Annotated in this window: 16 protein-coding genes; 14 read left to right on the top strand and 2 right to left on the bottom strand. The window is 36.6% G+C overall.

The window, feature by feature from the left end; translation table 11 throughout:
* The first annotated feature begins 55 nt into the window (after positions 1-55).
* The 12 genes from AC0L5Q_RS03830 (at position 56) to AC0L5Q_RS03775 (ending at position 13,794) form a co-directional block, all read left to right on the top strand.
* Positions 56-2,227 carry an FAD-dependent oxidoreductase gene (locus tag AC0L5Q_RS03830; RefSeq protein WP_473614382.1) on the top strand — a complete coding sequence of 724 codons (2,172 nt, stop codon included), beginning with the start codon at positions 56-58 and terminating at the stop codon, positions 2,225-2,227.
* Between the two features lies 1 nt (position 2,228).
* The gene (locus AC0L5Q_RS03825) at positions 2,229-3,065 is read left to right on the top strand and encodes a DUF547 domain-containing protein (RefSeq protein ID WP_473614381.1); all 837 of its coding nucleotides are present in this window, start codon (positions 2,229-2,231) and stop codon (positions 3,063-3,065) included.
* A complete protein-coding gene (locus AC0L5Q_RS03820; RefSeq protein WP_473614380.1) occupies positions 3,052-4,368 on the top strand; it encodes an ABC transporter substrate-binding protein in 1,317 nt (438 codons plus the stop codon). The genes AC0L5Q_RS03825 and AC0L5Q_RS03820 overlap by 14 nt, the downstream gene beginning before the upstream one ends.
* Positions 4,365-6,125, top strand: a complete 1,761-nt coding sequence (locus AC0L5Q_RS03815) for an ABC transporter permease (protein WP_473614379.1) — start codon at positions 4,365-4,367, stop codon at positions 6,123-6,125. The genes AC0L5Q_RS03820 and AC0L5Q_RS03815 overlap by 4 nt, the downstream gene beginning before the upstream one ends.
* Before the next feature lie 10 nt (positions 6,126-6,135).
* Entirely contained in the window at positions 6,136-6,774 is a 639-nt protein-coding gene (locus AC0L5Q_RS03810; protein ID WP_077342886.1) for an ATP-binding cassette domain-containing protein, read from the top strand.
* Positions 6,775-6,779: 5 nt separating this feature from the next.
* Positions 6,780-7,472, top strand: a complete 693-nt coding sequence (locus tag AC0L5Q_RS03805) for a CDP-alcohol phosphatidyltransferase family protein (protein WP_473614378.1) — start codon at positions 6,780-6,782, stop codon at positions 7,470-7,472.
* A complete protein-coding gene (locus tag AC0L5Q_RS03800) occupies positions 7,465-8,271 on the top strand; it encodes a sterol desaturase family protein (RefSeq protein WP_473614377.1) in 807 nt (268 codons plus the stop codon). Before AC0L5Q_RS03805 ends, AC0L5Q_RS03800 begins: the two co-directional genes overlap by 8 nt.
* 106 nt (positions 8,272-8,377) lie before the next feature.
* Entirely contained in the window at positions 8,378-8,920 is a 543-nt protein-coding gene (locus AC0L5Q_RS03795; protein ID WP_473614376.1) for a hypothetical protein, read from the top strand.
* Between the two features lie 107 nt (positions 8,921-9,027).
* A complete protein-coding gene (locus AC0L5Q_RS03790; RefSeq protein ID WP_077342878.1) occupies positions 9,028-9,486 on the top strand; it encodes a hypothetical protein in 459 nt (152 codons plus the stop codon).
* Between the two features lie 38 nt (positions 9,487-9,524).
* Entirely contained in the window at positions 9,525-10,904 is a 1,380-nt protein-coding gene (locus AC0L5Q_RS03785) for an ATP-binding cassette domain-containing protein (RefSeq protein WP_473614375.1), read from the top strand.
* Positions 10,905-11,244: 340 nt separating this feature from the next.
* Positions 11,245-12,627, top strand: coding sequence for a hypothetical protein (locus AC0L5Q_RS03780; RefSeq protein WP_473614374.1), 1,383 nt, complete (start codon positions 11,245-11,247; stop codon positions 12,625-12,627).
* Between the two features lie 177 nt (positions 12,628-12,804).
* Positions 12,805-13,794 (top strand): hypothetical protein, encoded by a 990-nt coding sequence (locus AC0L5Q_RS03775; RefSeq protein WP_473614373.1) that lies wholly within the window; start codon positions 12,805-12,807, stop codon positions 13,792-13,794.
* On the opposite strand, the gene AC0L5Q_RS03770 is transcribed toward AC0L5Q_RS03775, so the two are convergent.
* The gene (locus AC0L5Q_RS03770) at positions 13,791-14,714 is read right to left on the bottom strand and encodes a response regulator (protein ID WP_473614372.1); all 924 of its coding nucleotides are present in this window, start codon (positions 14,712-14,714) and stop codon (positions 13,791-13,793) included. The two genes, AC0L5Q_RS03775 and AC0L5Q_RS03770, sit on opposite strands and share 4 nt — an antisense overlap.
* 3 nt (positions 14,715-14,717) lie before the next feature.
* A complete protein-coding gene (locus AC0L5Q_RS03765; RefSeq protein ID WP_473614371.1) occupies positions 14,718-18,104 on the bottom strand; it encodes an ATP-binding protein in 3,387 nt (1,128 codons plus the stop codon).
* A 232-nt stretch (positions 18,105-18,336) separates the two neighbouring features.
* Between AC0L5Q_RS03765 and AC0L5Q_RS03760 the strand changes: the two genes are divergently transcribed.
* Both AC0L5Q_RS03760 and AC0L5Q_RS03755 read left to right on the top strand, forming a co-directional pair.
* Complete coding sequence (locus tag AC0L5Q_RS03760) at positions 18,337-19,848, top strand: winged helix-turn-helix domain-containing protein (RefSeq protein ID WP_473614370.1); 1,512 nt, start codon at positions 18,337-18,339, stop codon at positions 19,846-19,848.
* Positions 19,849-19,935: 87 nt separating this feature from the next.
* Entirely contained in the window at positions 19,936-22,305 is a 2,370-nt protein-coding gene (locus tag AC0L5Q_RS03755; protein WP_473614369.1) for a beta-galactosidase, read from the top strand.
* Positions 22,306-22,391: the final 86 nt, after the last annotated feature.

Genomic DNA, 22,391 nt, shown 5'->3' with positions numbered 1-22,391 from the left:
AAAGATAAAGCGTTTAATTTTAAGCGCTTTCATAAAGTATTTAAAAGAGACAAATATGATTAAAAAATTATTGTTATTAGTGATCGCAGCTGTTGCTGTTGGTCTGTTTTTTCATTTCAATTTACATCAATTGCTGACACTGGAAGGCTTGAAAGATTCAATGGCTCAGTTTAGCCAATGGCGTGAGCAATCACCGGTGTTGGTTATTGGTGGTTTCTTTTTATTGTATGTACTAGTTACTGCACTGTCTTTACCTGGTGCTACTATTTTAACGTTAGCGGCGGGAGCTTTATTTGGTTTAGTTGAGGGGTTATTACTTGCTTCTTTTGCTTCAACCATAGGTGCTACATTAGCATTTTTAGTATCGCGTTACTTACTTCGTGACTCTATCAAGCAAAAATTTCCTGAGCGTTTAGCCGCGATTGACAAAGGTGTAGAGAAAGAAGGTGCATTTTATTTATTTACTTTACGCTTAGTACCCGTTTTTCCATTCTTTTTAATAAACCTATTAATGGGCGTTACGTCTATCAAGTCATGGACTTATTATTGGGTAAGCCAAGTGGGTATGTTGGCAGGTACTTTTGTATTTGTTAATGCAGGCACTCAGCTTGCACAAATTGAAAGTTTGTCGGGTATTTTATCTTTCAACTTAATTTTATCGTTCGCTTTATTAGGTATTTTTCCTCTCATTGCAAAAGGAATCATTAACATGTTTAAAAAACGTCGCGTATACAAAAATTATTCAAAACCTAAAAAATTCGACCGTAACATGATTGTGATTGGTGCTGGTGCTGGTGGCTTAGTAACAAGTTATATTGCTGCTGCAGTAAAAGCCAAAGTTACCCTTATTGAAGCTGGAGAAATGGGGGGTGATTGTTTAAATTACGGTTGTGTTCCAAGTAAAGCGATTATCAAAAGTGCAAAAGTAGCAGAACAAATTCGTCATGGTGAGCATTACGGTTTAGAAAATGCGACTCCACAGTTCTCATTTAAAAAAGTGATGGCGCGTGTTCATAAAGTGATTGCAGACATTGCACCACACGACAGTGTTGAACGTTACACAAATTTAGGTGTAGAAGTGGTTAAAGGCTACGGTAAGTTAATTGACCCGTGGACGGTTGAAATTAAACTGAATGATGGTGGCATACAAACATTAACAGCGCGTACTATTGTTATTGCGACAGGCGCACGTCCATTTATTCCGCCTTTACCAGGTATTGAAGAAACAGGTTATGTAACCAGTGATACATTATGGAGCAAGTTTGCTGAAATGGACGAAGCACCTAAAAAACTTGTTGTTTTAGGTGGTGGGCCAATTGGTAGTGAATTAGCACAAAGTTTTTCTCGTTTAGGTTCGAACGTTACACAAATCGAAATGGCAGAGCGCATCATGATCAAAGAAGATCTTGAAGTGTCTACCTTTGCACACGAAGCATTAACTGAAAGTGGCGTTAACATTTTAACTTCGCATCAAGCATTACGTTGTGAAGCTCGCGATGGTAAGAAATTTATTATTGTTAAATGCCTGTCAAATAACGAAGGAAAGGATAAAGAAGTAGAAATTGAATACGACGAGTTATTATGTGCCGTAGGTCGTAGTGCACGTCTTAAAGGTTACGGACTTGAAGAATTAGGTATCGAAACTAACCGCACCGTTGTTACCAACGAATACTTAGAAACCTTATACCCTAATATTTTTGCAGCAGGTGACATTGTGGGTCCTTACCAGTTTACCCATGTTGCAGCGCATCAAGGTTGGTACGCAGCAGTTAACGGTTTATTTGGTCATCTTAAAAAGTTCAAAGTGGATTATCGTGTAATTCCATGGACAACATTTATTGACCCTGAAGTAGCGCGTGTTGGACTTAATGAACAAGATGCTATTGATAAAGGTATTGATTATGAAATTACACGTTTTGAATTTGAAGAATTAGATCGCGCCATAACAGACAGCGCAACCAAAGGTTTCATCAAAGTGATTACACCTAAAGGCAAAGACAAAATATTAGGTGTAACGGTAGTGTCTGAACATGCGGGTGATTTAATTGCTGAATTTGTTTTAGCCATGAAACATGGTTTAGGTTTAAACAAAATATTAGGAACTATTCATAGTTACCCAACGTGGGCAGAAGGCAACAAGTATGCGGCAGGCGAGTGGAAAAGAGCGCATGCACCAGAAACCGTATTAAATTGGCTTGAAAAATATCACACATGGCGTCGAGGTTAATATGTTTAAAGGTTCTTTTAAAACACTATTATTAGGTTCTACTTTACTTGCTGCATCGTTTGTTAGTTATGCTGAAAACATGCACAAGGTATGGGATCAGTTGGTAAATCAAAACGTAGTGGCTATTAATAATGGCCATAGTACCGTTGTTAATTATGCGGCTATGCAAGCGCAACACAGCGAATTAACTACGTATTTAAAGATGTTGTCGGCAGTAAGCCAAAATGAATTTGACGGTTGGGGAAAAACAAAACAACTGGCGTTTTTAATTAATGCTTACAATGCGTGGACTGTCGAGCTGATTGTAACAAATCTATCTAAAGACGGTTCAGACCTTAAATCAATAAAAGATTTAGGCGGATTTTTTAGTTCGCCATGGAGTAAAAAGTTTATTCCGTTATTAGGGGAAACACGTAGTTTAGACAATATTGAACACGACTTAATTCGTGGCGCGGTTAACGAAGAAGGTAAGCCAAAGTATAACGACCCTCGTATTCATTTTGCGGTAAACTGTGCGAGTATTGGTTGTCCTGCATTGCGTGAAGAGGCTTACACTGCTGATAAATTATTACAGCAGCTTGAGCAACAAACTGTACGTTTTTTGTCGGATACCACACGTAATTTTGCGCAGAGTTTTTCATTAAGTTTATCGTCAATTTTTAAATGGTACGGCGAGGATTTTGAAAAAGGTTATAACAACACGCATTCGTTAGAGGAGTTTATGTTGCAGTATCCTGAAGCACTTAATTTAACGCCTGTTCAACAAAAAGCCCTTAAAGAGGGTGATATGAAAATACAGTTTTTAAAATATAACTGGGATCTAAATGCACAACATTAAGTGTTGGCAAGCTTTAACGCGATACTGCTTTTGTAGTGTCGCGTTTTGCTTTTGTATTAACTTGTTTTCTACTGTGTTATTTAACACCGCCTTTGCTTATTCAGTTGAACCACAAAACGATATAAGCCAAATAAGTGAAATAAACCTAAAAGAACACTGGCAACAAATTGAAAAAAAAGGAAGAAACCAAAACGTATACTTTCATGCGTGGGGCGGAGACCCACAAATAAATGCCTACATACAGTGGGTTGCACAACAGGTTAAAGCGCAATACCAGATCACTTTACATCATGTTAAGTTAACGGATACCAGTGAAGCGGTTAGCCGAGTTTTAGCTGAAAAATCGGCAAATAATCATAATCAAGGCAATGTTGATTTGGTGTGGATCAACGGTGCTAACTTTGCCACCATGGCTCAGCACTCATTATTATTAAAAGGTTGGGCAGATAAACAGCCTAATTTTATTTACACAGATCCTGAATATAATCCTGCAGTAACACTAGACTTTGGTGTACCAACGCAAGGTATGGAATCCCCCTGGGGACAAGCATCACTCACTTTTTATTACGACCAGTTGGCGTCAAATAATCCGCCTCGCAGTTTGTATGAATTACTTCGTTGGAGTAAGAAAAATCCCGGACGCTTTAGCTATCCTAAACCCCCTGATTTTTTAGGCATGAGTTTTCTAAAATATGCGTTGGTGGTGTTACATCAACAAAACAGCTTATTAGCTCAAAATCAACTTTATTCACAAGCAACAGCCCAAAATACAGAACAAACATTAAAGCCTTTGTGGGCGTTTTTAGATGAACTTCACCCCAATTTATGGCGTAAAGGTAAGCACTTTATGCAAAGTGGTGTAGAAATGCGTCGTTTAGTGGATGATACTGAGTTGAGTTTAGCGTTTACCTTTTCTGGGCCAGAAGTTCCTGCAGCCGTAAAGCGTTACGATTTACCTTATAGCATTCGTAGTTATGCAATGGACGATGGCAGTTTAAGTAATACGCATTTTGTCGCAATACCTTATAACGCTAGCCATCAGCAAGGTGCACAACTTGTCGCTAACTTTTTATTAAGCCCAAAAGCTCAAGCGTATAAACAACAAGCGAATATTTGGGGCGATCGCAGCGTACTTATTTCATCAACATTAAATAGCGAACAACAAGCCTTGTTTAAAACACAAAAACCTCACCCAAGTGCGCTACCTTTTAACAGCATAAAAAGTACCTTAAGCGAACCCCATCCCAGTTGGGTTGAAGCAATAACTCAAGGTTGGCAAACACGTTATGGGGTCACTCCATGACAGTCACTAACAAGGTGCAAGTTAACCAAACGCAGGGTGTCAATCATTCTACCGATTGGTTTACGCGTGTGGCTACCTTTAGCCCTAAGTTTTTATTGCTGCTTTTAATTGTTCCTGTATTTGGTGGTTTAATTGGCGTGTTATTACCAGCATTTGGCTGGGCGCCTGCACTTAATCAGTACAGCGTAGGGCTACAAGGGTTCAACGCGCTTTGGCAAACGTTAGGTCTTACTCAAATGATAAGCTTAAGTATTGCTACCGGATTAATAAGCACCGTACTCGCTTTTGTTATTACTCTGATGATCTTAGCGGCATTTTTTAACAGTGTTTGGCTTGACCGTATTCAACAAATCTTGAGTCCTATTTTAGTTATTCCTCATGCGGCAGCAGCGATTGCGGTAGGCTTTTTAATTGCGCCATCGGGTATGGTTTCTCGTTTGTTTTCTCCGTGGCTAAGTGGTTGGGAGTTAGCACCTCATGGTATTTTCCCTCACGACCCTTATGGCATTAGTATTATGTTAGGTTTAACGTTAAAAGAGTTACCGTTTTTGTTGCTTATGGCCTTAGGTGCATTGGCTCAACCCGAGTTAGGGAAAAAATTACGCCAACAACATAAAGTGGCACTTAATTTAGGTTATTGCCCAATAACAGCGTTTTTTAAAGTGGTATTACCGAGTTTATATCCGTTGTTACGTTTACCTCTTTTAGCGGTATTAGCTTATGCCAGCTCAAGTGTAGAAATGCCGTTAATTTTAGGCCCTAATACACCACCAACACTTGCCGTTGCTATTATGCAGTGGTTCAACGATGTTGATTTAAATCTTCGTATAAAAGCTTCTGCTGGCGCGTTATTACAATTAGCATTAACAGGCGGATTATTAGTACTTTGGTTACTAGGTGAAAAAACGGTTAAGTACTTATTTTGTGAATCGTTAACCAATGGTAAACGTGAATACGGCGGTACTTATTGGCAAATCATTACTGCAATTGTGACCACCTTAGTTATTGTGTTTATTGCACTAGCGCTAGTGGGATTAGTTTTATGGTCAGTTGCTGGCTTTTGGCGCTTTCCTGCCACATTGCCAGACTCGTTCACGTTAATTCATTGGCAAAGTGCCGTGATGCAAATAGGCGAACCTTTATTCAACTCGTTACTGATTGGTATTATAACGACGTTACTGGCTATTGCGTTAACACTGCTTTGTTTAGAATATGAACAAATAAAAGGTAAGTTACTTTCGCGTTTTACCAGCTTAATTATTTATATTCCTTTACTTGTGCCTAGTATCGCTTTTTTATTTGGACTTGTGTGGATACAGCAATTAATCACAGTGCAGGTAAGTTTTATTAGTTATATTAACGTGATTATCGCGCACCTATTGTTTGTATTACCTTATGTGTTTTTATCGCTAGCGAGCAGCTACAGGCAATTAGATCCTCGTTTTGCTATTGTTGCCGCAAGCTTAGGTACAAAGCCTAGTAAAGTGTTTTTTAAAGTAAAACTACCACAATTATTTGTGCCTATTTTAATCGCATCAGCATTAGGTTTAGCGATTAGTTTTGGCCAATACTTACCAACATTATTGGCGGGAGGAGGACGTATTAGCACCATTACAACCGAAGCTATTGCACTTGCTAATGGCGCAAGCCGACGCACCAGCGCTGTATATGCACTTATGCAAATGTTATTACCGCTTATTGGTTTTATATTAGCGTGGGTTTTACCTAAGTTTATTTACAAAGCCGCACGTCGTTAAAGGGTCTTAAATGCAAACATCTTTACAGATAAAAAATTTACAACTGTTTCGTCAAAACGAGTTATTGCTGCGTTTAAACGAACAAGTTAATGGTGGTGAAATTCTCACACTTATGGGGCCATCTGGCAGTGGTAAATCAAGCTTACTTAACTGGTTAACAGGTGCACTTCCTACAGGATTTACTGCGGAAGGTGAGGTATGGTTAAACAATAACAACATTACTCAAGTGCCGGCACATTTACGCCATGTAGGCGTGTTATATCAAGACGCTTTATTGTTTTCTCATTTATCTGTAGCCGGCAATATTGCTTTTGCTATGCCTGCTGGTAATAAAAAACAGCGGCTTGAAAAAATTGAAGACGCACTCGAGCAATTAGGCTTAAAAGGTTTAGCTGACCGCCACACCGATAACCTTTCAGGTGGCCAACAAGCTCGTGTCGCGTTATTGCGGGTTTTACTGAGCGAGCCTAAAGCTATTTTACTTGATGAGCCTTTTAGTAAACTTGATTCACAATTGCGTGAAGATACCAGAGCGCTAGTTTTCGAACAAATTCGTTATCATCAACTACCGGCACTTATGGTTACACATGATCATAGCGACGCTAAAGCCGCTGGTGGTAAAGTTATCACCTTAAATAAAACAGAGTAAGTTGTATGTTAGATAAATATATCACGCCGGTTATAAAACCTTTGTTAACGCCTGTTGTCATGTTGCTACACAAACGCAAAATTACTGCCGATCAAATAACATTTTATGGCTTTTTAGTGGGTATGTTAGCGGTGCCATTATTAGCTTTTCAGCTTTGGTATTGGGCACTGGCTGCGATTATAGCAAACCGTATTTTAGATGGGTTAGATGGAGCACTTGCTCGTTATGCTAAGCAAAGCTCAAGTGCGGGGGGCTTTTTAGATATCACCTTAGACTTTTTGTTTTACGCGGCTATTCCGTTAGGCTTTATTTTTTCTGATCCCGAACTTAATGGCATCGCTGGTTCAATTTTACTAGCAACATTTATTGGTACAGGTTCAAGCTTTTTAGCTTTTGCGATTGCCGCTGAAAAATTTAAAATTGATAAACCACAATTCAAATATAAGAGCTTTTATTATCTTAATGGTTTAACCGAAGGTACGGAAACTATAGCTTTATTTATTGCTTTTTGTATTTGGCCACAATCGTTTCCATGGTTAGCTTTGTTATTTTCACTTGCTTGTATGATCACTATTTTTACTCGTATACACGGTGGCTATCACACCCTAAAACAACAAGAAGCGGATATGAAAAGTAAAGCATTAATAAACGAAGCAAAGCAAGCTACTGAAGTAAGTACTGAGACGAAAAATGACTAACGAAGTATGGTGGCGACTTGGCTGCTTTTTTAGCATTTTAGTGGTTATGATGTTGCTTGAAGGCTACAAACCTGCACGACAATCTTCTATTACTAAAGCTAAACGTTGGACCGCTAATTTTGGTTTGGTGTTTGTTTCGTCGATTTTCGCTCGGTTAATTATACCTATTGGTTTAACTGCTGTTGCGCTTTATAACACTGAAAATGCTATCGGTTTGTTTAACCAAACATTTTATATCAATGTAAACTTACCTTTTTGGCTAACAGTTGTACTAGGCCTATTCATATTAGATATTATTATTTATTGGCAACATAGGTTATTCCATGTCGTTCCTATGCTATGGCGTTTACACCGTGTTCATCATGCTGATGCGCATGTAGATACTAGTACAGGCCTACGTTTTCATCCTATCGAAATCGTATTAAGTATTGTTATCAAACTACTTGTTGTTACCGCGTTAGGTATACCTGCCATTGCCGTACTTATATTTGAAATTACTCTAAATGGTTTAGCGTTATTTAACCATGCTAACATTCGCTTACCTCAAGCGATTGAAAAACCATTACGCCTCGTATTAATGACGCAAATTTTGCATAGAATTCACCATAGCCAAGTGGTTAAAGAAACTAATTCAAACTACGGTTTTAGTGTTATTTGGTGGGATAAATTATTTGGCAGTTATAAAGATTCAGCCATTAAAAGTGATGGTGATCTTGATATCGGATTAAGCCAATACCCTCAAGCTAAACAAAACGCCTCGCTTTGGGGATTATTAATTATGCCGTTTAAAAACAAATAAATACAATCGGTCTATTCCTAGCATATTTATAAAACATGTATATATTTGGTTAGTAGTTTAAAAAATTATTTGAGTGTATGTAGTAACATTATTTATTGGAGTTTATATGCCAGAAAAAATAATAAGTTTTGAATTAGAAACTGATTTGCTAATGGCATTAGAAAATCTTTCTTCATCATTAAAAAAAATAAAAAATGGTAGAGATAGTTATTTGAAGTGGGCATTTATATTCGGTCATACTGCTTTACAAAGTACTATGTGTTTATCATTAATTACAACGTCATCTTTTCTCGTCCGAAATAAAAGCTTTTATCAAGAGGATGCAGGTGATTTAGATAATATTGAATGGTTATACCAAAAACTTCAAAAGCCTGAATTCCTCCCTTATACAGGTAGTAAAATAATCCCTAAAAATGAATTAAATCAGATAAAAAATATTCAGAAAATTAGAAATACATTTATTCATCAGCAGCCTGATTTATATATTTTTACTTTTAAAGAACTTTTCGATTTTATTATATTGATGGTTCGTTTAATTCGCTTTCTTGTAAGTCAAAGTGAGAGAATGTCTTTCGGTGGAAATGTAAATAAAAAATGCTTTGAGGATTGGCTTGATACATTAGAAAATCAATTGAGAGTATGTCTATAAAAATATTATTGTAAATATCTACATGATTTCAAATATAAATATTATATTAGGTTATTATTTCTATACATTTACCAATTTTATTTGTTTCAACAGAAGGAATAAAAATCGTGGTTATTGATTGGGGGGTAGTGAGTTCTGCTGCTACAGCGGTTGGTTCTTTAGTTACTGCATTAGGTGTAGGGTTTGGTGCATGGCAAATCAGAGTAGGTAAAGAACAAGCACAGGCAGCGTTTGAAGACAGTTTAGATCAACAATATCGTACTTTATCAATGGAGCTACCCGTTAACGTGCTGATAGGCGAACCCATTGAAGAAAGTGAAAGAAATAAAGTCAGAGAGCTTATTTTTAACTATCTTGATTTATCAAACGAGCAAGTTTATTTAAGAGCGAAAGGCCGTGTTTCAAAACATACATGGGCCTCTTGGTCTATGGGAATAAAGCTGCTGCTAGCAAAACCTTCGTTTAAAGAAGTGTATAACGAAGTAAAAGATAAATCTGACTTTACCTATTTAAACCGGCTAGTTGCCTCTGACTTTAGTTCAGATCCAAAGAGTTGGTATAAGTAGCCCTTTTACTTAATGATTAAATTATATTGAACCGTATCATGATAAACATTGTAAATTTTGAACATAACAAGTTAACCATTAAAAATTGGCAACTCAATAAAAATGAAAGTTGGTGTGTATTAGGGCGAAATGGCTCAGGAAAACAATACATAGATCAACTCTTAACAGGTGATCTATCGCCTTATTCTGCAGAGCAGCTCACCTTACCCGATAAAAATAAAGTCGGTATGATCTCGTTTGAAACTCAGCAAGAGGTTTACGAGCATGAGCTGAAAATAGACGCTAGCGACTTTATTAACGCGAATGACATTGGTACTCAAGCGAAAGACTTTTTACCTGAAAGCAAATGGAACGATCCCTTAATTGCTGAGTTTGGTTTAAGTCATCGCCTTGAAACTGGATATCGCCAATTAAGTACAGGTGAGGGGAGAAAGCTCTTAATACTACAAGCCATTTTTAATGGTATTGAGCTTTTAGTGTGCGACAACCCATTTGATAGTTTAGATGTAGAGTCGTGTGATGCTTTATCGAAAGCCTTAGAGCGTTTATCTTCAAACGGTATTAGCATAGTATTGATGTTAAGTAACCGACAAGATATTCCAAGCTGGTGTAATAACATAGCCTTTATTGAGCGAGGGCAGTTTGATGTTATTGGTAAGCTAGAAAACACTGAAACTAAAAATCAACTAGACGCTTTATTAGCGCCCATTCCTGATGAAACAACTTGGCCTGAAAACACTAAACAGTTGTCAGATTACCAGCATCCTTACTTAGTTAAATTAAACCAAGGTAAAGTTCATTATAGTGGCGTTAATGTTTTTGAAAATTTAGACGTTGCTATTAAACCCTTACAGCACACTTTAATTACGGGTAAAAACGGCAGTGGTAAATCAACCTTAATGCAGCTTATTACCGGAGATTGTCCGCAATGTTATAGCAACGATATACAGGTACTCGGTTACCAAAGAGGCTCTGGCGAAAGCATTTGGGAACTTAAAAAACAAATGGGTATTGTAAGCTCAGAAATGCATCGACAATACCGCGTTAACTGCGATTTATTAACTGTGGTACTTTCAGGCTTTTACGACTCTATTGGTTTGTACGAACAGCCAAGCCCGTCACAAGTGATTATTGCTCGCCAGTGGTTAGAAAAAATCGGTCTGTTAGCCCATCAACACAGTATGTTTAACAGCTTAAGTTATGGTGAACAACGCTTAGCATTAATTGCTCGCGCTTTGGTTAAATCACCTTACTTAATTATTTTAGATGAACCAACCCAAGGTCTAGATGAATTAAATCGACATAGATTACTCAACTTTTTAGAGCACTTAGACAAGCAACAACATAGCACTATGTTATTAGTCAGCCATAGAGAAGATGAGTTTTTACCTATATTTAAACAGCATATAAAGCTTTAATATATAAGTTTAAACTTAGAACCATCCTACTAATTAATTCTCCACTTTTTTTATTGAAGTTATGAAGTGTGTTTTATTACGTAATAACAATTACTTATAAAGCACTTTTTATTTTTTATTATTTTTTTCGCATTATTTCATCGCATGATATAGGTAAATTTAATTATTGAACTGGCTTAAAACTTAGTAAAAGTTTTATTGGCTTGGCATTATGGTGTTTTTCATACTATAGTTTCATATATAAAAGATGATAATTATTTGTAAAGCATTTGGGATGATAAAGATTTAAAGGTCTGGAAAAATTAAATACACGATAAACAACAAGCAAAACGGGGAAAAAATGAATAAGACAATGATTAAAACTACTTGTATATTAGCCAGTTATTTTTTTGTAAATACAGCTAATGCAGCCACAGTAAATATAAGTAACTACAGTGGTGGAGATGGAATACTAACAGTAGCGGAGTTTAATAGTGCGCAAGATGTCGCAGGTAATAATGGTACTATTAAATTTGATCAAACGCTTACAACGACTCATAACCTTGTAATATATAATAAAGGGATTACGGTTATAGGCATTGATAGTCCGACGGGACAACGCCAATTTACAAAAACTCATGCTAATTATATAACCTCAGTACCAACAGCTTGGGATGATTTTAATCCTGTTACAGACAGCCAAAAAATAGATCCACAAGCACCTAATTCGTCTATTTTTAGAATTGCTACCGATGATGTAACGATTAAGAATATTTACCTTACGGCGAGTAATTGGCCATTACTAAAAGCTAATGTTTCAAGTACTGATGGAGAGGGGACTCGAGTTGCAACGGGTGTAGAAATGGGGATTCGAGTTGATTCAGGAAAAAACTTAACGATTGAAGATGTCAAAATAGATAAAGTAAATGTTGCTATAAACTACGATCGAGATGCACTTCCACATGGTTTAACTCTAAAAAATAGTATTATTACTGGTGGTCGAGGAATTATAAATAGTGCAGAAAGCACTACAGCATTTCCTGCGGATACCTCTCTTGAAAGTAAAATGGTTATTGATAATAATCATTTTGTAGCCTACCAATGGAAAGCTAAAAACTTTTGTTCTGCTCGCGGCCTTACCTTTGACTATGGCAATTATGCTCATAGTGCAGATCCGTTTGTTGGTCCTGGGCCAATTGATTTTTTAGACAGTGAAGTGATAAACAATACTTTTGATGCTTATTCAACATTTGCTGTTGATTTTAACCGTACTAAAAATGTTCATATTGGTAAGACTAATCAAGGTAATACAATAAAAATAGGTCGATATAGAACCAACTATATCAACATTATTCATTTTGAAGCTAAATCTAGCAATATCAATATCATAGAAAATAAATTAACGATTAATCAAGTGGATGGGGCGACTGTTACGAACTCAAGTCATATTTGGGCCGGTTTTGGTAATAAAACTAAAGGAGCCACGACTACAGTACTTGCTAAAAATAACGAATACATGGGATTCCCATCAGGTCATCTTGTTGGTATTAATATTCAAGACTGGAGATTTCAAGACGAGAAGGTTAGCTTGGGAGGAGGTTTAAATGCGAGCGTATATGTACGCACTATAGATATAAGTGAGTCTGTTGCAGAGCATAAACTTTGGGGTACTGAAGTTAATAATGATTTTTGGACTACAGGAAATAAATTTGGTAAGTTTTTTTATGGCTGGGGAGAACCATAATTTATTATTTGCTATTAACCCGCATATTTTAGTTTCCACTGAAAGTGGCATCTTAAATAGCTACAGGTACACTCATTAATGAGAATAGGAGCCGACATATATCCCCATGCAACCTCAGAATGCAGCTGGAATTATATGCGGCTCTTTTGGTAAATATAAAAAGTGAACCGTTGAAAAATGAAAATACTGAATAAAAAAAATATTATGGCTTTAAGCTCTGTGATTATAGCTGTTGCTCTTATTGCATTTTATGAATCAAACAATAAAAACGATGTATCTCCTTATACTTTATCTTCAGAGGCTGTAACTAGTCCGGCGACAAAAAAAGTATTACCATCATATTTAATTCAAACACAAAAAACAGATAAAACGCTTCAACCTATTATTCAAAGTGACTCTGCTTATTATTTGAATCAGCTTTCTAAATCAGGCTCAGACAATGAGTTACTTTCTACACTCAGAGATCTTATATTAATTAATGAAGAGGCTGTATTGAGTGCCTTAAAAAATCTTGATTATGAAAAATTTAGCGGGCGCCGTATAGGTTCATTTCTTGTCGAATATTTTGCTGAATACTCAGATGTTTTTGACACTATTGATAAGTTAACAATGTTTGAAAATAGTGCCGCTCATTTTCTTTATGAAGATGTATCAGCAGGTTTACTAGCATCACATTCAAGTCATTTAGATACAGGGAGTGTTGTGGAGTTTTTGTCTAAGCAAAAAAATTCAGTTATTGCGTTAAAAGCAATGCCTGATGTAGGTAGGCAAATGATGGAAAGCGAAAGTGATAAAGCCTTTGTTGTTGATAATATTACCGCCATGCCTGATATTGAAAACAAAGAAAGTTTACTTTATGGGGCATTAGAACAGTGGTTGAAACAAGATCCTGACAGTTTACTTGAATACCTTGATTTACATGAACATAGGCCTGCATACGACAGGGTTGTGAGCCAATATGTACATCAATATAAAGATCAAAACCCTGAAAAGGTGATGGAGTTGGCATTAGCAATAAAAGATAATGAACAGCGTTTTATGGCTGTTTATGGTACTGCTCAAGAGCTTGCTAAACAAACCCCTGATGTTTACATTAATTGGATTGAAACAGTAACCAACACTGAACTAAAAGAGCGAATTATCGAGGCTGTTGGCGAAATAAATTAACCCTCTAATATTCTAATTGAAATAGCTGCGGCTGAGGTTCTGTTATCAACACCTAGTTTTTTAAATATTTGCTCTAAGTGTTTGTTAACTGTACGTGGGCTCATTGCTAATATTTGCGATATTTCCCAGCTGGTTTTACCGTACGACACCCAATAAAGCACTTCTGATTCACGCTTGGTAATCGGTAGTTTAGCTTTTAAATCTTCAGGTGATTTTTGTACGTTGGCTTGAACAATTCTTAATAAATGTAAGTTGTCTTGCTCGCGTTCATACGAAATATTAAAAGGTGATGCAAAACAGTTAATCAACAAGTTGTTGTTTGTGTTGTCAGCCGAACTGTCGGGAAGGTTTGTGGCAACCGTGGTGTTTAGCCAAACCTTAATGGTTTCTGCGAGTGTGCTCCAAGGTGTCATATCGTCTTGTGCAAGCTCGTCTATTATTTCGTGTACTTGTGGCGTTGCCCAAGCTAAACGACCTTCGTTACTTACACAAAACACGTTTTTACCTGCATGATCTAACGCATCTTGTGCACTTAGCGCTAATTTCGCGGTATTTACATGTGTTTTAATGCGCGCAATAACTTCATCGGGAGATATAGGTTTAGTCACATAATCAACACCGCCTGCGTTAAAGCCTTTTACTACATCTTCAACATCGGTTAAACCCGTCATAAAAATAATAGGGGTGTTGGGGAGTAGTTCTTTTAATTTTTTACAGGTTTCAAAGCCGTCCATTTCAGGCATTACGGCATCAAGTAAAATAACGTCTGGCTGTACTTTTTCAACAATAGAAAGCGCCTGCAAGCCATTAAGTGCGACTAACGCGGTATAGCCTTGAGTATTCAGCGCCACATTTAACATGCCTAATGACTCTGGTGAGTCGTCAACCACTAATACTACATCACTCATTTTATTGTTCATTACTTACTTCTTATCATTAGTTTGGTTAATGAGCTCATTAAGATATTGAATTATTTTAGGAAAGTTACACTGTGCAACATATTCATTCAACTGTGATTTTACGTTATTGGGTAAAAAAAACTCATTGTCTATTTTGGTCATTTGTTCTTTAAATCCTGATAAATAACCTATTTCAGCAATGGCGATTAAAGACTGGTAATGCTCTGCATTTACTGTGGAGTTAACTTTTATCGCTGGGTCATTATCGTTGTTTTCAGTGTTATTTTGAATGTTTTCGTATTGCCATTCTATAGATAAACACTGGGCTATTTTTCCTAATAATGAATCTATGTTAACGGGTTTAGCTATGTAGCCGTTATGAAAAGCTTTAGCTTGTTGGCTAGCTTCTATATCTCTGGCATTAGCGGAAACCATAATAATAGGTAGTACATATTTTTGTCGCCTAATTTGTTTTGCCATTTGCCAACCATTTGTTTCTGGCATTCTTACATCAAGTAACATTAAATCAACGGTGTTATTTTCGAGTACGGTAAAGCCTGCTGCTGCATTGGGCGCGAGTAACACTTTAAAACCTAATGGCTGAAGCAAGTCTTGCATTAATCGATGTTGGTTTGCATCGTCGTCTACCACCAATATCGTTTTTTCTGCTCCCGTATAAGACACAGCTTTAGTAATAGCGTATTCAGGCTGTTTTTGGTTTTCTTTCGTTTGCGATAACAATAAACGTAATTTAAAGGTAGAACCTTGCCCAATAACACTGGTTAAGGTGATTTCTCCGCCCATTAACTCAGCTAATGAACGCGAGATAGTTAACCCTAAACCTGTGCCGCCAATAGCTTGTGTATGGGCGTTTCGTATTTGTTCAAAAGGTTTGAAAACCAATTCTTGGTTCGCTTGTGATATACCAACACCTGTATCGGTAATACTGAACTGAGCTACATTATTTCGGTACGACACATCAACATTTACCGAACCTTTTTCAGTGTATTTAATGGCGTTTGATATTAAGTTAATTAAAATTTGTCGAAAGCGCTGTTTGTCTGTAGCCACGTAAACAGGTAAGTTTTTACTAATGTTATAAGTAAATTTAATGCCTTTTTGGCTGGCTTGCATTTGAAACATTTCAACTAACTGCATCAGTATTGAATACAGATTAAAATCGTCTTTTTGCAGGGTAATTCTTCCTGCTTCAATTTTAGATATTTCAAGTAAACCTTCAATTAAATCAGCTAGATGTTCACCGTTTCTTTTTACAATCGATAAGGTTTCTCGTTGTCTTGTAGGTATTTCACTGTCTTGACTTAATAGCTGAGCATAACCAAGTAATACATTAAGCGGTGTTCGTAATTCATGGCTTAATCCGGCTAAATATCGGCTTTTAGCTTCGTTAGCTGACTCTGCTACTTCTTTTGAGTTTTGTAATTCAAGAGAGGTTTCTTTATGGGCGTCAATCTCTTTGGCTAACGCATTAGTTTGCGATCTTAGCTCTTTTAATGCTGCACGGTTACCGCTGCGCGCTAAAATAAATAGCCAACTGACTATGCCAATAATAATCAGCAATAAGAAAAATATTTTAATTAAGGTGTTCGCAAAAACCGTTTTTATGCCTTCATCCTCTAAGGGCACCTGTAAATAAATAAGAAATAATATGCCAGCACCAACAAAACTTAAACTTAAGGTTACCGCTACAAATTGCATCAACGGAGTAGTGAGTTTTCGAAGTATTGAAGTGGTTAAAAAACGATTGAAAAAATGATGGGATTGCTTGGCAATAGTGGCTTCTGGCCTACATTTATCGCCACATCTAACGTCAAGACTACAACACAGTGAACATATGGCATTGTTGTAAGCAGGGCAGTAGGTCATGTCTTCTTGTTCAAACTCGTTCTCGCAAATATGACATTTTGTTGATTGCTTAATCACAGGCATATTGTTGTTAACCAGATAAAACTTACCTTTAGTTAACATACCAATTAATGGCACCGTAACAAAAGGTAAACCAAAAGCAATAAACGACGCTAATGCTTTAACGGTTTCGCCGTACCAACCAAAATGCGCAGTAAAACCCACAACGGTCGCAATAATCATTGAGCCAACACCAACAGGGTTTATATCGTGTAAGCGCGAACGTTTAAATTCAATACCTTTTGGGCTAATACCTAAAGGTTTGTTAATAATTAAATCAGCCACAACCGAACTAAGCCAAGCTAATACGATTACTGAATAAACCGTTAGCATTTTTTCAATAGTTTGATAAATGCCTAGCTCCATTAATAGCAAAGCAATGGCTAAATTAAACAGCATCCACACAACACGACCAGGGTGGTTATGCGTGGCGCGCGAGAAAAAATTAGACCAAGCCAAAGAGCCTGCATAGGCGTTCGCCACATTGATTTTTAATTGCGAAATTATCACAAAACTACAAGCAACAATCAGGCTGATGTTGGCATTGTCGAACACATAGCTAAAAGCTAAATTGTACATATGAGCGGGATCGCCAGCCAACGCAAATGAAATCCCTTGCTGCAAAGCAAAGTAAGCTAAAAACGATCCTAATAGTAGTTTTAAGCCACCAAATATTATCCACCCTGGGCCTGCAGATACTAAGGCTATCCACCATTTCCATGGGCTTTTTTTAGGCTTTTCAGGCAAAAATCGTAAAAAATCGACCTGTTCACCAATTTGAGCAACCAGAGCTAACAACACAGCAGAGGCTGAACCAAACAATAATAGATTGAACGACGAACCTGCTTCACCTGCATTGCCGGTATAATTAAACCATGCTTGAAAGTCAGTATCGGCATGATTAAAAACAAAAAATAACGGCAGTACTTGTAATACCGCCCAAATAGGCTGAGTCCATACCTGAAACTTACTGATATAAGCGATACCGTGGGTAACTAAAGGAATAACCGCAACAGCGCTAATTACGTAGCCAATATATAAGGGAAGATCAAACAACAGATAAAGCGCCATCGACATAATTGCCGCTTCAAGCGCAAAAAATATAAAAGTAAACGACGCATAAACCAATGAGGCGATAGTTGAACCAATATAACCAAAACCCGCACCACGGCTGAGTAAGTCTATATCTACACCATATTTTGCTGAGTAATAACTAATCGGTAAACCATTAAAAAATATAACTAATACAACGGCTAATATTGCCCATGCCGAATTTACAAAACCATAATTTAGGGTTATCGCACCACCTATGGCTTCTAATACTAAAAAAGAAACAATACCTAAAGCGGTAATTGCTATTTTACTGAAGGAATGATGACGTGCGCGTTTAGCAGTAAAGCGCAAGGCAAAATCTTCCATCATCTCGTTGGCAACAAGCTTATTGTAAGTTCTGCGTGTGGGTAATATTTTTTGATTAGACTGCATTAATTTCCCAACAAAGTAGCTAATAATTACTATTTGTATTCTTAAAATGGATATATAAATCGTTTTTTATTTGTAATATTCTAAAGCTAAATAAAACAAAAACATATGCGTAAATAGACGTAGTTTTGTTTTAATTGATAAATTATTGCTGAGCATATTATAGATGTTGTTATAATATTTGTTCTTTTAGTCGGTAACGACTTTTTTATGATTAAATTTATGGTGTAAAATCTTGAATATTCAATATGTTGGTGATGGTTTTGTTATTGATTGTCATGAACATAGTGTAACAGTTGAAGGGCAACGGTTTGATGTTAGACCAAAAACTTTCCAGTTATTACTAACGTTAATTGAAAATAAAGACAATATAATTGATAAATCGTCGTTGCTAGATAACATATGGCATGACGTAAATGTTGACGAACAAGTTATCTTTCAATCTGTTGCAGAAATACGTAAGGTGTTTTCTGGGAAAAAAGTGATTCAAACACACCCTAGAAAAGGCTATAGCTGGGTAGAGCCTATTGAGTTATCAAATAGCAGCACAGTAACTTCGCCAATAGAACAACATATTAATTCCGATGCCAATACATCTAAATATCCCTTTAAGCTCAAGCTACTGTTAATCTCTTTATTATTATTAACGGCCGTGGTTAGCTCGTCTGTTTATTATGTTATGCAAGCCACTACGGCTCAACATTCAGCGCAAGCACAAAACACCATTTTTATTTTACCCACAAAAAATAATATTCAAGACAAAAAATTTGATTGGGTTTCTATTGGTATTATGGATACCTTAATCACTCAAGCTGCAGATCATTCTAAAGTGATGCCTTTAGACTACGTATTATTATCAATGCGTAATGTGAATATGGACAGAGATTATACCACTGAGCAAATATCTCGCTTATTTAAAATTACAGCCGCAGGGATAGTGGTTGAGTCTGAAATCTCACGAACGCTTGACCAATATCAACTTATATATAAATTACATTTTACCGACCAAATCATTAGAGAAGTTATATTTGGCAATTCGGTTGATGAATTAGTGAGTAAATTATCAAACATAATAGCGAGTATTACAGAATATAAAACTGAAAATAAAGTAGAACGAACTCCTGTTAGTTCAACAAAGTTTAACCATGAGATTTTTGTTGAAGCCATCGCTCTTTCTCAATCAGGAAAATCCAACGCAGCTATTCAATTAATAAAAGGTTTAATCGCCATTGAGCCAAACAATGTACAAGCTCAAAAAGTCCTTATTGATTGGCTACAATACCGAGAAAATTTTCAAGAAGCGTTAACCATTAGTGAACGTTTAATTGGAGTTGCAGACAAGCTCAATATTGATAAAGCGGGTATATATTATCGCCATGCTTATAACTTGTTCAGGTTGGGTGATTTAGATAAAGCATGGTTTTATACTTCGCTTATAAATAAGCAATTAAAAATTGAAAATAACCCATACTATAACGGCTTCGTTTTACAACTTGAAGGCGAGTTACATCTTGTACAAAACGACTTAGTTGAAGCGAGAAAATCGTTTACTCAATCCTTAAAACAGTTTGAAAGTATCTATTTTTCGATAGGTATGACAAGTATTCATTGTTTATTAGCAGAAACCGAAAAAGTTGCGGGTAATAGTGAAAAAAGTAAGCAACATATTGAATTAGCTAAAAAAGTAGTAAGAGAGTACGAAATAGAAAACCTACTTCCAAAGTTTAAAATTGACCTTAAAATGTAATTATAGTTTTTTATAGAAAATTTTAAGACCTATTTACTCATTAAAACATTACCTTTACTGTAAATAAATTAAAAGGAATGTGTATCAATGATAAAACACGTAAAAAAAAATATTCACTGGGTTGGGCTAAGTCCACTTTTTGCACTCTCTTTAATGGGCTGTGAAGTAACAAAAAACGCAGACGAAATCACCTCAAAAAAAATAGAGTCAGAGATCATCCTCTATGACTTTGAAAGCGAAAAAACACCTACCGAAATTAAGGTTAATAACGGTATAGCTAACCTCACCGATAGCTCATCTTCAATCGCGGGTAAACATTCATTATTAGTTAAGCTAAACACACAAAAAAATAATAGCGCTAACTTTGTTATTCGCCCAGAAACTCCTTTTGATTGGAGTAATTATGCAGACTTTAATTTAGCATTCGATTTAACAAATAATGGTACCGAATCTGTTCAATTAGATTTAACCATTAGCGATAAAAGTGGTGGATTTTACACCCGAGGTTTAGTTGTACCTGTTGGCAAAACCACAACGCACTACGCTAAAATGGATGGGCATGATCAAAAAGATCCACCATGGGCCAACAAAACAGAATTTAACTTTGAATCTGGTTTTCGCTCAAACCCTGTAACTTGGCAGTCAAACGACAAACAAGTTTATTCTTTTTGGGGTAACAAACAATTAGATTTATCTGGAATTGTCGCGTTAAGTTTTAACGCAAATGGTTTGTTAAGCGATCGTCAGTTCACTATAGATAATATTCGATTACGTCCTAACCCTGAAATGGACAAAAACTTTTTAACAGGATTAATTGATAAATACGGACAAAATGCAAAAGTTGATTATCCTAATAAAGTTAAGTCAGATAAACACCTAAAAGAATTAGTATCTAACGAACTATCAACGTTAAAAGGTGAAAAGCTTAGCGACCGCTCAAAGTTTCATGGTTGGGCAAATGGCCCACGTTTTGAAGCAACAGGTTTTTTCCGCACGCAAAAAATAGAAGGTAAATGGGCATTAATAGATCCAGAAGGGTACTTATACTTTTCAACGGGCATTGATATTATTCGTTTATCAAACTCATCAACCATAACGGGTTACGACTTCGAGCAAAACTTTATCGCTAAACGTACCTCCGATATGACCATTGCAGAAGATGATCAACCATTAAACCGCGTGAATGACGAAGCACTACCTACACGCTTTGTTGCTAACGAAACGCGCACTAACTTATACGAATGGTTACCTAAATATGATGAGCCGCTAGGTAATCACTTTGGGTACCGTAGAGAAACACAAAGTGGACCATTAAAACATGGTGAAACCTTTAGCTTTTATAGCGCTAACCTTGAGCGACGTTACGGCGAAACTTATAAAGAATCGTACTTAGATACATGGCGCGAAGTTACCTTACGCAGAATGTTAGATTGGGGTTACACATCTTTAGGAAACTGGTCTGAAGAAGCTTATTACGGTAATAACAAAATTCCATTTGTTGCATTTGCAGACATTATTGGCGAATTTGGCACATTAAGTAGTGGCTTCGATTTTTGGCATGGTGTACCAGATGCTTATGATCCTAGATTTTACCAACGTGCCGTTGTTGCTGCAGAACATGTTGCTGAACAAATAAATGCCACCCCTTGGTGTATGGGCATATTTATGGACAATGAGCAAAGTTTTGGCCGTGGTGGTAGCGACGAATCTCGTTACGGTATTGTATTAAATACACTACAAACCGATGCAGCCAAAGTTCATGCAAAAGCCGCGTTTACTAAAGTGTTAAAAGAAAAATATGGTTCAATTACCGCGCTTAACAAAGCATGGAATAAAAACATTGAATCGTGGGACGCATTCGCTAAAGGTATCGACGCTAGCTTTAATACCGAAGCTCAAAAGCAAGACTACTCTGAATTACTTTACCAATATGGCGTTCAATATTTTAGTACCGTTAACAAAGCACTAAAATCTAAACTACCTAACCACTTGTACTTAGGTTCACGTATGCCTGTTTGGGGAATGCCACTTGAAATTATTAAAGCCGCATCTGAACACAACGACATTATTACCTACAACCTATACGAAGAAGGCTTAGTTCCTAGCCAATGGGAGTTTCTTAAAGACATTGACGCACCTAGTTTAATTGGCGAGTTTAGCTTCGGTTCTGACGATGCAGGGCATGTACATCCGGGGATTGTAATCGCAGCTGATCAAAAAGATCGTGGTGAAAAAATGAAAAAATACATGAATTCAATCATCGATAATCCTTACTTTGTAGGTGTGCACATGTTTCAATATGCCGACGGTCCAATTCCAGGACGTGCTTACGATGGCGAAAACTACAATACAGGTATAGTACGGGTAACAGATGTTCCTTACGAACACATGGTAAAAGCAGCGAAAGAAGTTCATAAAAACTTATATGAACGTAGATACGGTTATTTGAACAAGTAAAATTATAAGTTCTTTTAACTCATTAAAGGTTAATAACGTGCGGAGTATGGCTTGTTATTAACCTTTTTTATTTGCATTTGGTCATT

Source organism: Pseudocolwellia sp. G5-9 (assembly GCF_055808995.1).
This window is presented reverse-complemented; position numbering and strand designations above follow the sequence as displayed.